The sequence below is a fragment of the Streptomyces poriticola genome, assembly GCF_036689765.1.
Lineage (GTDB): Bacteria > Actinomycetota > Actinomycetes > Streptomycetales > Streptomycetaceae > Streptomyces > Streptomyces poriticola.
In genome coordinates, this window is sequence record NZ_JBAGKH010000032.1 from 55,729 (window position 1) to 68,934 (window position 13,206).

Annotated in this window: 14 protein-coding genes; 4 read left to right on the plus strand and 10 right to left on the minus strand. The window is 72.7% G+C overall.

The window, feature by feature from the left end; all coding sequences use genetic code 11:
* The 6 genes from V5O46_RS27340 to V5O46_RS27365 form a co-directional block, all read right to left on the minus strand.
* A complete protein-coding gene (locus V5O46_RS27340) occupies window positions 1–504 on the minus strand; it encodes an LGFP repeat-containing protein (protein WP_332887376.1) in 504 nt (167 codons plus the stop codon).
* An 81-nt stretch (window positions 505–585) separates the two neighbouring features.
* Window positions 586–741, minus strand: coding sequence for a hypothetical protein (locus V5O46_RS27345; protein WP_332887377.1), 156 nt, complete (start codon window positions 739–741; stop codon window positions 586–588).
* A gap of 15 nt (window positions 742–756) precedes the next feature.
* Window positions 757–1,443: a hypothetical protein gene (locus V5O46_RS27350; RefSeq protein WP_332887378.1), complete on the minus strand. Its 687-nt coding sequence runs from the start codon at window positions 1,441–1,443 to the stop codon at window positions 757–759.
* An 81-nt stretch (window positions 1,444–1,524) separates the two neighbouring features.
* Complete coding sequence (locus V5O46_RS27355; RefSeq protein ID WP_332887379.1) at window positions 1,525–1,647, minus strand: hypothetical protein; 123 nt, start codon at window positions 1,645–1,647, stop codon at window positions 1,525–1,527.
* Window positions 1,648–2,243: 596 nt separating this feature from the next.
* Window positions 2,244–3,224, minus strand: a complete 981-nt coding sequence (locus tag V5O46_RS27360) for a DUF5996 family protein (protein WP_332887380.1) — start codon at window positions 3,222–3,224, stop codon at window positions 2,244–2,246.
* 20 nt (window positions 3,225–3,244) lie between these two features.
* A complete protein-coding gene (locus tag V5O46_RS27365) occupies window positions 3,245–3,997 on the minus strand; it encodes a flavodoxin family protein (RefSeq protein ID WP_332887381.1) in 753 nt (250 codons plus the stop codon).
* A 424-nt stretch (window positions 3,998–4,421) separates the two neighbouring features.
* On the opposite strand from V5O46_RS27365, the gene V5O46_RS27370 reads away from it, so the two are divergent.
* Complete coding sequence (locus tag V5O46_RS27370; RefSeq protein ID WP_332887382.1) at window positions 4,422–5,435, plus strand: ScbA/BarX family gamma-butyrolactone biosynthesis protein; 1,014 nt, start codon at window positions 4,422–4,424, stop codon at window positions 5,433–5,435.
* A gap of 443 nt (window positions 5,436–5,878) precedes the next feature.
* Here V5O46_RS27370 and V5O46_RS27375 read toward each other — a convergent pair whose 3' ends face one another.
* The 4 genes from V5O46_RS27375 to V5O46_RS27390 all read right to left on the minus strand — a co-directional run bounded on the left by V5O46_RS27375 (window position 5,879) and on the right by V5O46_RS27390 (window position 10,026).
* A complete protein-coding gene (locus V5O46_RS27375) occupies window positions 5,879–7,453 on the minus strand; it encodes an MFS transporter (RefSeq protein WP_332887383.1) in 1,575 nt (524 codons plus the stop codon).
* 50 nt (window positions 7,454–7,503) lie between these two features.
* On the minus strand, window positions 7,504–8,193 hold the full coding sequence (locus V5O46_RS27380) for an HAD-IA family hydrolase (RefSeq protein WP_332887384.1): 690 nt from the start codon (window positions 8,191–8,193) through the stop codon (window positions 7,504–7,506).
* A gap of 79 nt (window positions 8,194–8,272) precedes the next feature.
* Complete coding sequence (locus V5O46_RS27385) at window positions 8,273–8,971, minus strand: HAD family phosphatase (RefSeq protein WP_332887385.1); 699 nt, start codon at window positions 8,969–8,971, stop codon at window positions 8,273–8,275.
* Window positions 8,972–9,033: 62 nt separating this feature from the next.
* Complete coding sequence (locus tag V5O46_RS27390) at window positions 9,034–10,026, minus strand: aldo/keto reductase (RefSeq protein WP_332887386.1); 993 nt, start codon at window positions 10,024–10,026, stop codon at window positions 9,034–9,036.
* Between the two features lie 388 nt (window positions 10,027–10,414).
* On the opposite strand from V5O46_RS27390, the gene V5O46_RS27395 reads away from it, so the two are divergent.
* The 3 genes from V5O46_RS27395 (at window position 10,415) to V5O46_RS27405 (ending at window position 13,166) form a co-directional block, all read left to right on the plus strand.
* A complete protein-coding gene (locus V5O46_RS27395; RefSeq protein WP_332887387.1) occupies window positions 10,415–11,428 on the plus strand; it encodes a beta-ketoacyl-ACP synthase III in 1,014 nt (337 codons plus the stop codon).
* 242 nt (window positions 11,429–11,670) lie between these two features.
* Window positions 11,671–11,937, plus strand: coding sequence for an acyl carrier protein (locus tag V5O46_RS27400; RefSeq protein ID WP_332887388.1), 267 nt, complete (start codon window positions 11,671–11,673; stop codon window positions 11,935–11,937).
* Entirely contained in the window at window positions 11,937–13,166 is a 1,230-nt protein-coding gene (locus V5O46_RS27405) for a beta-ketoacyl-[acyl-carrier-protein] synthase family protein (protein WP_332887389.1), read from the plus strand. The genes V5O46_RS27400 and V5O46_RS27405 overlap by 1 nt, the downstream gene beginning before the upstream one ends.
* Window positions 13,167–13,206: the final 40 nt, after the last annotated feature.

A 13,206-nucleotide genomic window follows, 5' to 3' on the forward strand; every position in this document is an offset into this window, starting at 1 on the left:
TCAGTCGATCGGGGTGCTGCGGTGGGCAACGGCACCCTCGGTGGGTGACCAGCTGATGTGTCCGTGCTGGAAGCGGTGGGAGCGGCTGCTGCCCGTGCCGGTCTCGTCGGTGGTGGGGTAGCGCAGGAAGCTGTTCTCCCAGCCGATCCCGGCCCACGCGTCGCGGATGGCGCCGTGCACCTCGTGGGCGCCGGTCTGCGGGGTCCAGTAGATCGAGCCGCCCTCGAAGTGGTTGAAGCGCCCGACGCCGTCCGGGCAGCCCAACTCGTCGGTCACCGGGTAGCCGAGGAAGCCGATGGATCCACCGACCTGGGCATACTTGAGCCGGATGTCGCCGTGCACCTCGTGGGCACCTGTCGCCGGGGACCAGTAGATCGAGCCGTTGCTGTAGTCGCGTGAGGTGCCGCGCCGGTCCGGGTTCGGTCCCTCATGGCTTCCGGCGCCCGCGTCGAACGGCGGGCCGATCCACTGGACGGTGTTCCATTTGTCGTCGATGGCGGTCACTGCGGCCTCCCGTATGGCCTGACGTGCTGAGCTCCGAACAGGACGTTGGACAGAGCAACCATGAAGGCCGATCTCCTTTCGTCAGTGCCAGGGCGTGACGGTGAGCCGGATCCGGGCGTCCGCGCCGAGGATCGGTGCAGCGGTGTGGAAGGGGTCCGTCACGACCTCGTTGATCCCGGACGTGTCTCCTGCGAACCCTCGGACATGGACGAGGGGGAGTTTCTGGGGCTCGGACATACAGCACTCACCCGTTCAGCATTCACCGATGTCCGGAAGCCAGGCCGCCGGGTGGTCGATGAAGATGTTGGAGACGTATCCACCCAGCGCGGGCACGAAGCTCCACGCGTCGTTGGTGTGACCGGCCGTGTCCACTGAGTCGCCCCGGATCTGGCACTGCACCGTCACCCGCGTCGGTCCGGACAGCACCGCGACGACCGGAGCGTCGAGACGGGGCTGCGCCCGCACGTTGACGCCGGTGCCCCAGGTGACGAACGTGCCGTCCGCACCGGCGCCACCACCGTCTGGTGCCACTCCCGGCACGGGCAGAGTCCAGTCGTGGGCGTCGTCGCAGCGCGGGTCGGCCACCACGGACAGGTGGAAGTGCGCCTCGTGCGGATTGGCGCCGTCGTACGGCTCCCACTGCCAGTTGCGGTTGGTGCCGATGCGACGGTTGGCGATGACGTACTTGATCCGCGGGTCGCGGCTGTCGAGGAGCCGGTCGGCCACCTGCTGGATGTCGAGACCGTGCGCCGGATCGTGGGTGAAGTCGCGGGCGGTGACGATGCCGGGCCCGTACCAGGGATTGTGGTCGCTGGCGCTCCCACGCGCCTGATGGGCCGCGTCGCCGATGCTGCCGTCGGCGGCGGTGTTGCGGCCCGGGAAGCGTGCGTCGAGCTGACGTCTCAGCGTCTCCAGGCTGTTCGCGACTCGCCAGGACATCGGGGCCTCCTGGTCGATCAAGAACCGGCGTGCAGATGCTGCGGGCCGGACACTCGGTCGACGTGGTCGTTGACGTAGTAGTCAGGAGTGCTCTTCCGCGGATTGCGCGAGCTTGCCTCCGGGCCACACGGCGTTCTCCACTCCGGAGGAGGCCGTGCTGGTGGCGTAGAGGTGTTCCGGGGCCTCGTCGAGGTTCGTCGCCACGTCCGACGCTACGGAGCGGCCGTCAGCGCGGCGTCACCCCGTCGTCAACGGCCCTCCACGGTCCTCGGGGTATGCCTCGGACCTGTGCCCGGAGGAGTTGCACAGCGTGTACGAGGAGCAGGAACCGGTGCCGACAGCCTCCGCGGAGAACGCGGCACGCCTACGGAGTCGCACGAGGGACATCACGAGCAGTGACGCGCCGTTGGTGAGGCCTTCGGCCTTCGGGGTGCGCTCACGCGGACATCGGTGAGCGAGGCGATCAAGGTTGGTGTCTCCGCCTGACCAGTTGTGTTTGCTCGGCCAGTTCCGGCTCGAACTCGGAACCGGAAGCTCGGAACCGGAAGCGTCGAATTGTGTCACAGCGGCCAGCGGCTCCTCGCTTTCATGGGGCTCCGTGAACGCGTGTGCCGCACGGTCCTTGCAGGCACGTCGTGGCCGGAGGTCACCGAGGAGCACGCCGGGGGAAGCCTGCGGACCACCTTGTGGAAGATGCCGCGTGGGGAACCGCCCCTGATCGGCTGCTGCGGAGATTCCCTGCTGATCACCCCGGCCCTGCATGTGGACGTCCATGACCTCACGCACATACCCAACCGGCCTCAGCTCGGTTCCGTCCGTGCCGCCGGCCGCTCCCAGCGGCGAGGATCGCTCTCCAGCGCGGCACGGTCCCAGTTGCCGTGCTCTGCGGCTGCCTCGTAGGTGGTGCGCAGGAACTCCGTCAGCGCCTGATCGGGATCGCGGGCAGTACGTACTGCTTCGTACGGCAGCAGGAACTGTCCGTTCTCGGTGCTGTAGAAGGCGTCGGCGGGACGGACCGGGTGGGTGGCGAAACCGTCCGGCTCGGGGTAGGCGTAGGCGTAGAAGGCGCCTTCCTCACCGCCGCCGGGCCAGAATCCGCAGCTGGACAGTTCCCGTGAGTAACCCTCCACCATCACCCAGTCACCGCAGTTCGGGGCGCCGCCCGGATGAGGTGGGGCCGGACGGCCGGAGAAGCGGGTGCACGCCAGGTCCATGGCCCCCCAGAAGAAGTGGACGGGACTGACCTTGCCCACGAACTCCGCCCGGAAGCGACCCAGGACGCGGTTCGCCTGCAGCAGCTGGCGCCAGAAGAGGTGTGCCGCCGCCGCGTCGTAGGAGGAGTGCTGCTCGTCCTCGGCGAACGGGATGGAGGGCTCCACCTCGTTGGGCCGCCGCTGGAAGGCAGCGTCGATGCCCAGGGCGCGCAGGGCCTGCATGACCTCGGCGTAGAAGGCCGCTACCGACTTGGGCTCCAGGGCCACCTCGCGGCCGGCGCCGCTGCTGCTGCGGATGGTGAGCCGATGCTCGACGAAGTCGAACTCGGCATCGAAGGCACCGTCCCCGTAGGGCACCGCGCCGGTCGTCAGACCTCGCGGGGTGACGTAGAGGGTGACCTGCCACCAGTGGTTGACCAGAGGCGCGTGGGCCAGCCGCAGCTTGCCCACGATCTGTGCCCACATGTGCAGGGTGTCACGCGTTTCGGTCCAGTCGGCGACCCGTAGTGAGGGCCACGCCGCGCCCTGGGGGGACGCTGACGCGCTGGGTGGGTTCTCGAAGCTCACGGGGTACACCTCCGCTTCGGCTAGCGGTGTTCCGGGTTGAGGGAATCCGGGCGGCAGCCGGCGTCCCATGCGCTGCGCTGGTTGCCGTAGGCCGGGATGCCACCGGACGCGCGCAGCATCGCCGCCAGATGGAGCAGGTTGTAGGTCATGAATGCGGTGTTCCGGTTGGTGAACTCATTGTCCGGCCCGCCGGAGTCGGCGTCCAGATAGGACGGCCCGGGACCGGCTTCACCGACCCAGGCCGCGTCGGCCTGCGGCGGAATGGTGTAGCCCAGGTGCTGGAGGCTGTAGAGGACGTTCATGGCGCAGTGCTTGGCGCCGTCCTCGTTGCCGGTGATCAGGCAGCCGGCAGTACGGCCGTAGTAGGCGTACTGCCCTGCGTCGTTGAGCTTGCTGGAACAGGCGTACAGCCGCTCGATGACCTGCTTCATGACAGAGCTGTTGTCACCGAGCCAGACGGGGCCGCACAGGACCAGGATGTCGGCGTCCATCACTCTCCGGTAGAGGTGGGGCCAGTCGTCCCGTGCGGCGCCGTGCTCGGTCATGTCCGGCCAGACGCCGGTGGCGATGTCGTGGTCGGCGGCCCGGACGATGTCGGCCTGCGCTCCGTGTCGCCGCATGATCTCGGCACTGCGGTCGATGAGGCCGCCGGTGTTGCTGACCTCGGGTGACGGTTTGAGGGTGGCGTTGATGTAGAGCGCCCGGAGCCCGTCGAAGCGGGGCCCCGTCCCGGTCGTGGGCCTGACGTCCGGTTCCGTTGTGTGTCCTGCCATGGCTGGTTCCCCTCGGGGGGTGTGGTGAGAGATCGAGAGCGCTGCGACCAGCACCGTAGGGCGGACAGAGGCCGTTCCCCCGCTCCGCCACGCCCACGGGGGCGAAGCTGAGCGGGAGCCGGAGCCTGGGCTCCGCCGGCCACCCGCCCCGTGACCTTCCGGTCCCCGGCCGAGGGCGTGCCGACACCCGGCGGATGCTGCGGGGACTCCTCCCGCCACCGAGGTCCCGACGGTCGAGGACGCCGTGCGTCGTGCAGATCACTGGTGGGCGGAGCCGGAGAGCTGCCGCAGTGGACGCCATGACGCGGGCGTGAGCCGGGTGTTAGCCGGGGCTGGGAGCGTGGCGGGCCGGGAGAGAACCCTCACCGCCCCGGTGACCCGGTAGTCCCCGTCCCCCAGCCAGTCCCTGTGAAAGAGGAGCCGTATGACCGCAGCGATCACGTCGGCCGCACCGGATGCCGCGGCGGCGCGAGCCGCGCTCACGTTCGAGCGGACCGTGCCGCGCAGCCTCGTCCACCGGCACGCCCTGTCCGAGGTGTTCCTCACCGACAGCGCTTGCGTGGACGACGAGCGCTTCGTCGCGGCCGCCCAGCTGCCGCCGTCGCACGCCTACTACACCGACCACACGGCACCGCAGGTGCTCGACCCGCTGCTGCTGCTCGAGTGCTGCCGGCAGGCGGAGACCCACGCGGTGCACGCGCACTTCGGCGCGCCGTCCGGTACGAAGTTCGTGCTGCAGGAGTGGGCGATGACGCTCTCCGGCGACGTCCCGGAGGGGTCGGCGGGCGGCCCGGTGCCGGTGACCGTCGAGGCCACGACGCAGGAGGCGCAGTGGGTCGCCGGGACCCTGCGCGGACTCGGGTACCGCATGCGGGTGTCGGCGCAGGGGCGCCCTCTGTGCGAGGTGAGCATGCGGGTCAAGTACGTGACGGACACGGTCTACGCGAAGCTGCGCGGCCGCGCGGCCGGGACGGTGCCGACCTCGGAGGCGTACCGCCACCCGGAGACCGCGGGGCTGGTGGAACCGGCCCGCGTGGGACGCGCGAGGCCCGAGAACGTGGTGCTGCTCGACCCGGCACCGGCCGGGGACTCGGTGGCGGCCCGGCTGCGGGTGGCCGGCGGCCACCCGAGCCTGTTCGACCACCCGCAGGACCATGTCCCGGGCATGGTGCTCATGGAGGCCGGGCGGCAGGCGGCCCTGCTGTCGGCCGGGACGTTCACCGGCGAGGGCGCCGAGCGGTGGGCCGTGTCCGGGCTGCGCGCCTCGTTCGGTGCCTACGCCGAACTCGACGCGCCGCTGACCGTGCGGGCACGGCGGCCGGCGTGGCAGGAGGCGGACGGCGGCTCGACCGTCGAGGTCGGCTTCGAGCAGGGCGGCCGGAACGTGGCGGAGGCCGCCTTCTCGCTGAGGCGGGCCGGAGCCGACGGCGGGACGTGACGGCGACCACGACGTCGGCCACGGCGACCACGTCGGCCGGTGACGGTGCGCTCGTACGGGTCGTGCAGGCCCGCGGATCCGCGCGCCGCCGACGGGCGAGCCGTCTGCCGCGGCGACGGCGGACGGGCGGACCGGGCCGCGAAGGACGACCGGTGCCCGGCCTGCCACACCGACAACTCGCGGCCCGTGCCCGTACGGACAGTGGGCTGCCGCCTCGCGAGCCGCGAGGCGGCAGCCCACGCTCTGCTGTGCACGGCGTTCACGAACCGGGGCGGTCGGGGCGCGGGCCGGGCGGGATGCGAGCGGGTCCGGTTCCGGTGCCCGGCCGGGGTCCGACGCCGGCGGCGGCCCGGCGGCACACGGCGACCGCCCGCTCCGGAGGTGCGGCGCGGGCGGTACGGTCTCGCGGTGGCTCCGGCTGCAGTCGGCGGCCGGGAGGAGGCTCACTCCCTGCCGGTGGCCGTCGGATCCAGGTCCTGGTCGCGGACCAGCGTGAAGATGGCGACCGCGCCGGCGAAGGCGACGCAGGCGAGGACGACGTACACCACGCTCCAGCCGTGCTCCAGGCCCTGCACGGCCCGGTGCACCAGATCCTCGCCGCCGCTCTCACGCACCGAGGACAGCCGGCCCTGTACCACGTCGTCCGCCATCGGGCCGCTGTCCGCCCCGGCGGTGGACAGCCGCTGCCGGGTCGCGGTGAGCAGCAGACCGCCGACGCAGGCCACGCCGATCGTCTCGCCCGCGACGCGCAGGGTGTTGAACATGCCCGACGCCATGCCGGCGCGTTCCGGTTCCACCACGCTGACCGCCGCGTTGTCCATGACGCCGAAGGCGAGGCCGATGCCGATCCCCGCGAGCAGCAGCGCGGCGTACAGACCGGTGCGCGAGGAGACCGGGTCGGTGAGGGTCATCAGGAGCAGGGCCACGGCGAGCACGGCGGGGCCGACGGCCAGCAGCGTGCGCACCGACAGCCGCTTCACCAGTGCACCGGAGAACAGCGGCAGCACGAACACCGGCAGGGTGAGCGGTAGCAGCATCGCGCCGGACAGGGTGGAGCCGGCGCCGCCCGCGCCCTGGAAGTACGGCGGCAGGTAGACCAGCAGGGCGGCGAAGGCGAAGACGATGCTGACGGGCTGCCAGATGATGGCGACGAAGGTGGGACGGCGCAGCAGGCTCAGGTCGAACATGGGCTCGCTGCTGCGCAGTTCGACGGCGACGAACGCGGCGAGGAAGAGCGCCGCGCCGGCGAAGGAGCCGAGTGTCCCGGGGCCGGTCCAGCCGCGCGAGGGTCCCTCCACGAAGGCGAGCGCGAGCAGCAGCAGGGCGAGGGTGAAGGTGACCACGCCCGGCTTGTCGATGCGCCGGGCCTCGGGGTTGCGGGACTCGGGCAGCGGGCGGGCCAGAACCAGAACCACCGCGCCGAGGACCACGTTGACGAGGAAGACGGCGTGCCAGGAGGCCGCGCCGACGAGCAGGCCGGACACGAAGGGGCCCATCGCGAGGCCGAATCCGATCGAGGCGCCGAAGATGCCGAACGCCCTGGCCCGCGCGGCCCCGCTGAACGTGTGCGCGAGCAGTGTCGAGCCGCTGGTGAGGACCGCCGCCGCGCCCATGCCCTGGACGAACCGGGCGGCGTCGACGAGCACGATGGTGGGTGCCGTGCCGGCCACCAGCGACGCCAGCGCGAAGACCGTGGTGCCGGTCAGGAACATGCGGCGCCGCCCGTACAGGTCGGCGGCCGACCCGGCGGCCAGCATGAACGCGGTGAAGGCGACGTTGTAGGCGTTGAGGACCCACTGGGTGGAGGCGGCCGAGGCGTTCAGCGCGCCGGACATGTCGGCGAGCGCCACTCCGGGGCCGGTCACGGAGATGGGCAGCATGACGGCCGCGAGGGCGATGGCCACCAGGGTCCGGGTGGGCCCGATCGCGGGCCGGGGGCCGCCCGCGCCGGTGACCGGCGCGGTTCGGGTGGCGGCCGGTGCGGCGGCCGGCTCTGCTTCGGCAGGTGTGTGGGACATCGGGGGGGCTTCCTGTCTGGTGCCTGGGAGCGGGGACGGGGCGGGCGCCGTCAGGCCGGCAGCGCCGCCCGGTCGGACCGCAGGACGTCACCGAGCTGGGCGAAGGAGGCGACCTCGGCGTCGATGTAGGAGCCGAACGGCGCCACGTCGTCGTCCGTGAAGACGTCCCCGCGCATCAGGACGGTACGCAGTCCGGCGATCTTGGCGGCGCGCAGCGCCAGCGGAGAGTCGTCCACGAGCAGCCAGCGCTCGGGGTCCGTCTCGGCCTCGGTGGTGAGCAGCGCGCTGTAGGTGTCGGGGTCGGCCTTGGAGGCGTGGTCGAGCGCGACGAAGTCCCGCGCCTCGAAGAGCCCGTCGAGCAGGGCGCGGCGCGCGGTGCTGCGGTCCATGGTGGAGAAGACCCGCAGCCGCACCCCGTGGGCGCGCTGTTCGGCGCAGAACTCCTCGACGCCGTCGCCGAGGGCGAGCCGGGTGCCGCCGAAGGCGGTGAGCGAGCGCAGCTCCGCGATCCCGTCCGCCAGATGCTGTTCGATGCCGAGTCCGGCGAACAGCACGCGCAGGCTGTCCCGCTGCGGGAAGGTGCAGATGGCCTTGAACTGGGCGGCGGTGGCGCCGTAGGGGAGTTCGGTGTGGCGGTTGATGCCTTGGTGCAGGGCCCGGAGCAGCAGGCTGGAGGCGTTGAGGCTCAGCACTCCGTCGAAGTCCAGCAGCACGGTGTGCGCACGGGTGTCGCGGTCCACGGGGTGGCTCCTTGTGGGTGGGGAGGGGGTACCGGCCCGACGCGGGGGAGGGCCGGGCCGGTACGTCGGGGGCGCGGGGTCAGTCGCGCCAGACCGTGTGCGCGGCGGCCTCGGCGTCGAGGGTGCGCAGCAGGTCGTCGTCGACGGCGTGCAGCGAGTCGACGATGTGGCGGGTGCCGGCCTCGCGCATCAGCTGCGGCTGGAAGCTGTGCTCGAAGGAGCTGGGGTGCCCGATGAAGGGGATGTCGAGCGCCCGGGCGACCTCGGCGACCCGGGCCACGTCGTCGATGAAGAGCACCTGGTCGTACTCCAGGCCGAAGACCTCGGTGGTGATCTCGCGCAGGCCGGGGCGGAAGTCGTTGGTGCAGACGTAGCGGGGCTCGTCGAAGAGGTCGGCGTGCTCGCCCAGGTAGCGGTCGAAGTGGGAGGCGTCCAGGCCGCCGTAGCTCACCGTCCTCAGGCCCAGGGCGCGCAGCCGGCGCAACAGGTCGACGGCGCCGTCGAGGAGCTGGACGGGGTGGTCCCGGACGTACTCCTCGCGTTCCTTGAAGTAGACGTCGATGGCCTCCTGCGCGGTCCACGGCACCCGGGCCGCGTTGGCCATGCCCTGGCCGCCCACCAGCTGGGGCTGGGAGAAGATGCTGCGCTCGACGTCGGCGGTGTACTCGCCGCCGCGGCTGACGATGAAGTTGTGGATGACGGGGCTGAAGGTGTCGTTGAGCAGTACGCCGTCGATGTTGACGGCGGCGAGCCTGAGCTGCTGGAGCTTGTCTGCCACGGGAGGTCTTCCGTTTCTCGGGTGTGGTTCGGGGGGACGGTGGGTCGGGGTGCGGGCGGCGGTCAGTGGCCGACGGTGGCCATGCCCGCGGGGTCGTAGCGCTCGCCGGACACGGCGTCCGGCGGTACGGCGGCGGCCACCGCGGCCAGTTGGTCGTCGGTGAGCTCGACGTCCGCGGCGGCGACGTTCTCCCGCAGACAGGTCTCACGGCGGGTGCCGGGGATCGGCACGACGTCCTCGCCGCGGGACAGCAGCCAGGCCAGTGCGAGCTGCACCGGTGTGCAGCCGGCGTCGCGGGCGATCTCGCGCAGTCGCTCGACCATGCGGACGTTGCGTGCCAGGTGCTGCTGCTGGAAGCGCGGGTGCGAGTGCCGGAAGTCGGAGGGGTCGAGGTCCTCGGGCCGGGTGATGGCGCCGGTCAGGAAGCCCCTGCCGATCGGTGAGTAGGCGACCAGGGCGACCCCGAGTTCCCGCGCGGCCGGCAGGACGTCCTGCTCGACCTCGCGGGTCCACAGCGAGTACTCGGTCTGGACGGCGGCGATCGGGTGGACGGCGTGCGCGCTGCGCAGTGTCCGCGCACTGACCTCGGACAGTCCGAGGTGCCGGACCTTGCCCGCCTGGACCAGTTCCGCCATGGCGCCGACGGTCTCCTCGATCGGGACGTCGGGGCTGCGGCGGTGCAGGTAGTAGAGGTCGACGTGGTCGACACCGAGCCGGCGGAGCGAGGCGTCGATGGCCTGCCGGCAGTACTCGGGGCTGGAGTCGACCTGCCGGCCCTGCCGCGGGTCGCGGTCGTCGCGCCGGATCCCGAACTTGGTGGCGAGGACCACCTGGTCCCGGCGGCCGGCCACGGCCTGCCCGACGAGCCGCTCGTTGTGGCCCTTGCCGTACATGTCGGCGGTGTCGAGGAGGGTGACCCCCAGGTCCAGGCCCGCCTCGAGCGTCCGAAGGCTCTGCGCCTCGTCGGTCGGTCCGTAGAACTCCGACATGCCCATGCAGCCCAGGCCGATGGCCGAGACCCACGGACCCTCCGTTCCGATCCTGCGTTGCCGCACTGGTCCTGTCTCCTCGTCCACGTCGTCCACGTTCGGGAAATCGGATGGCCGGCGCGTAGCCGTGGGCGCGGCGCGCTCCACGGGGGCCGGCGGCCCGCCGTCTGCCGCCGGGCGCTCTCCCATGCTGGCAACCCCGTCTCCCGCACGGCTCACTTGCCGCTCATGTCCCGGCGTGAGCGGGGCATGGGCCCGTGGTGAGCCGGAGCGGAGCTGCCGTTGCCACAGTGAACTCGTCGGCCCGCCCCGGGACTTCGGGACGAACGGCCGGCGGACCGCAAGGCAGCGAGAAGGGGTGCGCAGTGAGCGCAGTGATGGCTATGGCAGGCGAGGGCTCCGGGGCGGCCGACGGTGCCCGGCTCCGGCCGGGTCGCGGTGACGGAGGGGTCGGATGAGCGGGGCCGGCGGCCGGGCGGCGGTGGTGGCCGGGCTGGGCGGCTGGGTGCCGCCGACCGCGGTCACCAACGACGCGCTCGCCCGGGAGCTGGACACCTCCGACGAGTGGATCCGCACTCGTACCGGGATCGCCCGCCGGCATGTGGTCGACCCCGGCACGGCCACCGGTGATCTCGCGGTGGAGGCCGGCCGACGGGCGCTGAGGTCCGCCGGGACGGACGCCGCCGACGTGGTGGTGCTGGCCACCAGCACCCCCGACCGGCCCTGCCCGGCGACCGCCCCGGAAGTGGCGAGCCGGCTGGGGCTGACCGGCGTGTGCGCCTTCGACATCGCCGCGGTGTGCACCGGCTTCGTCTACGCCCTCGGCGTGTCCGCCGGGCTGGTGGCGTCCGGGTTCGCCCGCAGCGTGCTGGTCATCGGCGCGGACACGTTCTCCACCATCCTCGACCCGGCCGACCGCACCACGCGGGCCATCTTCGGCGACGGGGCCGGCGCCGTGCTGCTGCGGGCCGGTGACCCGGACGAGCCGGGCGCCCTGCGGGGGCTGCAGCTGGGCAGCGACGGCAGCCGCAGCGACCTCATCCAGGTCGCCGCGGGCGGCTCCCGGCAGCGGTCCACCGGTCTGCCCGCCGAGGAGGCCGCCACCTACTTCACCATGGACGGCCGTCCCGTCTTCGCCGAGGCCGTACGGCACATGGCGGCCTCGGTGGAGGCGACGGCCGCGGCGCTGGGCGGCACGCCCGCCGACGTCGACCGGATCGTCCTGCACCAGGCCAACGCCCGGATCCTCGCGGCGGTCGCGGAGCGCGTCGGCGTACCGCTGGAGCGCTTCCCCTCCAACATCGAGCGGGTCGGCAACACGGTCGCCGCGTCCGTCCCGCTCGTCCTGGCCGACGCGGTCGCCGACGGTGTTCTGCGGCCCGGCCAGCGGGTGGTGCTGGGCGGCTTCGGCGGCGGGCTGACCTGGGGATCGGTGGGCCTCGTCTGGCCGGAGACCACCCCGGGCTGACGCCGTCGTCCCGGTCGCCGTCGTCCCGTGCGGCGCCTCCCTGTGCGCCGTCGTCGTCCCGTGCGGCGCCTCCCCGGAAGCGTGCCGAGCGTCCACCGGCCCGAGTGTCCACCGGCGGTCCGCCGCTCTCCCGTCCGACCTCTCTCCCTCCCGTCCCGGGACGACGACGTTCCGGGACCGCCCATGACACGGCGACCCGTCCGCGTGCGGCCGGGCGCCCCCCACCCTCAGGAGCAGACACCATGCAGCACATCCAGGAACACACCACCGTGCAGCCCGCCGCCGAGCGCATCTCCGCGCTGCTGTCGGGTCACTTCAGGGTCAAGCCCGAGGCGATCACCCCGGGCGTGACTTTGGGCGCGCTGTCCTTCGACTCGCTGGTCCTGATCGAGCTGGGGCTCGTCCTGGACAAGGAGTTCGACGTGCGGATCGAGGACGGCGAGCTCGCCGAGGAGCAGACGATCGACGACGTCGTCGAACTGCTCGCCGCCAAGGGAGCGTCGGTCTGATGGCGGGCGGAACCGACGCCATAGCCGTCACCGGCCTGGGCCTGGTGACCCCGGCCGGGATCGGCGTCGAGGAGAACTGGGAGCGGGTGCTCACCGGCCGCTCCTGTGCCACCCGGGACGACACGCTCGGCGACCTGTCCGCCGACTTCTCCTGCCGGGTGCCCGGTTTCGACGCCCAGGAGCTGCTGGGCGGGTTCGCCTCCTGGCAGCTGGAGCGGTTCGTGCAGCTGGCCCTGGTCGCCTCCCGCATGGCCGTGCGCGATGCCGGCCTGGACCCCGAGCGGTGGGACGGCACCCGGGTCGGCGTGGTGCTCGGCAACTCGCTGGGCGGGGCGGCGACGCTGGAGGAGCAGCACCGCACGCTGTCCGAGGACGGCCCGGCACGGGTCTCTCCGCTGCTGGTGACCAAGTACATGCCGAACATGCTCGCCGGGTACGTGGCGATCGACTGCGGTGCCCGTGGCCCCGGCCTGGTCACCGCCACCGCCTGCGCGTCGGGTGCCACGGCCGTCGGCACGGCCCGGGACCTGCTGCGCTCGGGGGCGTGCGACGTCGTGTTGGCCGGTGCCGCCGAGTCGGCGCTCACCCCGACGGTGATGGCCGGGCTGTGCCGGATGGGCGCCCTGTCCAAGTCCCGGGAGGCGCCCGAGCACGCGGGCAAGCCGTTCGACGCGGAGCGCGACGGGTTCGTGGCCGCCGAGGCGGCGGGAGTCCTGGTGCTGGAGCGGGCCGCCGACGCGCGGGCCCGCGGTGCCCGGATCCGCTCGCTGGTCGGCGGGTACGGGGCGGCCTCCGACGCGCATCACGCGACGGCCCCGGAGCCCGGCGGCGAGGGCGTCGAGCGGGCGCTGCGGGCGGCCCTCGCGGACGCCGGGGTGGCACCGTCCGAGGTGCGGCACGTCAACGCCCACGGCACCGCCACACCGATGAACGACCTGGTCGAGGGCACCATGCTCGGGCGGGTCGTGGGCAGCGGGGCGGCGGTGACCTCCACCAAGGGCGTCACCGGGCACGCCCTGGCGGCGGCCGGCGCGATCGAGGCCGCGTACACCGTGCTGGCGGTGCAGCACGGCATGGTCCCGCCCACGGCCAACCTCAAGAACCCCGACCCGGCCCTCGAACTCGACCTGGTCGCCGGCGAACCCCGCAGTACCCGGGTGGACGTGGCGGTGAGCACGTCGCTCGGCTTCGGCGGCCACAACGCCGCGCTGGTCTTCACCGCGGCCTGACCCCCCTGCCGGGGGGGGGGGGGGGGGGCCGGCCCGGGGC

Coding starts and splice junctions, on each gene's coding strand:
- V5O46_RS27370 (WP_332887382.1), top strand. CDS start 4,422: ATGACCGCAGCGATCACGTCGGCCGCACCGGATGCCGCGGCGGCGCGA.
- V5O46_RS27365 (WP_332887381.1), bottom strand. CDS start 3,997: ATGGCAGGACACACAACGGAACCGGACGTCAGGCCCACGACCGGGACG.
- V5O46_RS27400 (WP_332887388.1), top strand. CDS start 11,671: ATGCAGCACATCCAGGAACACACCACCGTGCAGCCCGCCGCCGAGCGC.
- V5O46_RS27395 (WP_332887387.1), top strand. CDS start 10,415: ATGAGCGGGGCCGGCGGCCGGGCGGCGGTGGTGGCCGGGCTGGGCGGC.
- V5O46_RS27375 (WP_332887383.1), bottom strand. CDS start 7,453: ATGTCCCACACACCTGCCGAAGCAGAGCCGGCCGCCGCACCGGCCGCC.
- V5O46_RS27405 (WP_332887389.1), top strand. CDS start 11,937: ATGGCGGGCGGAACCGACGCCATAGCCGTCACCGGCCTGGGCCTGGTG.
- V5O46_RS27345 (WP_332887377.1), bottom strand. CDS start 741: ATGTCCGAGCCCCAGAAACTCCCCCTCGTCCATGTCCGAGGGTTCGCA.
- V5O46_RS27350 (WP_332887378.1), bottom strand. CDS start 1,443: ATGTCCTGGCGAGTCGCGAACAGCCTGGAGACGCTGAGACGTCAGCTC.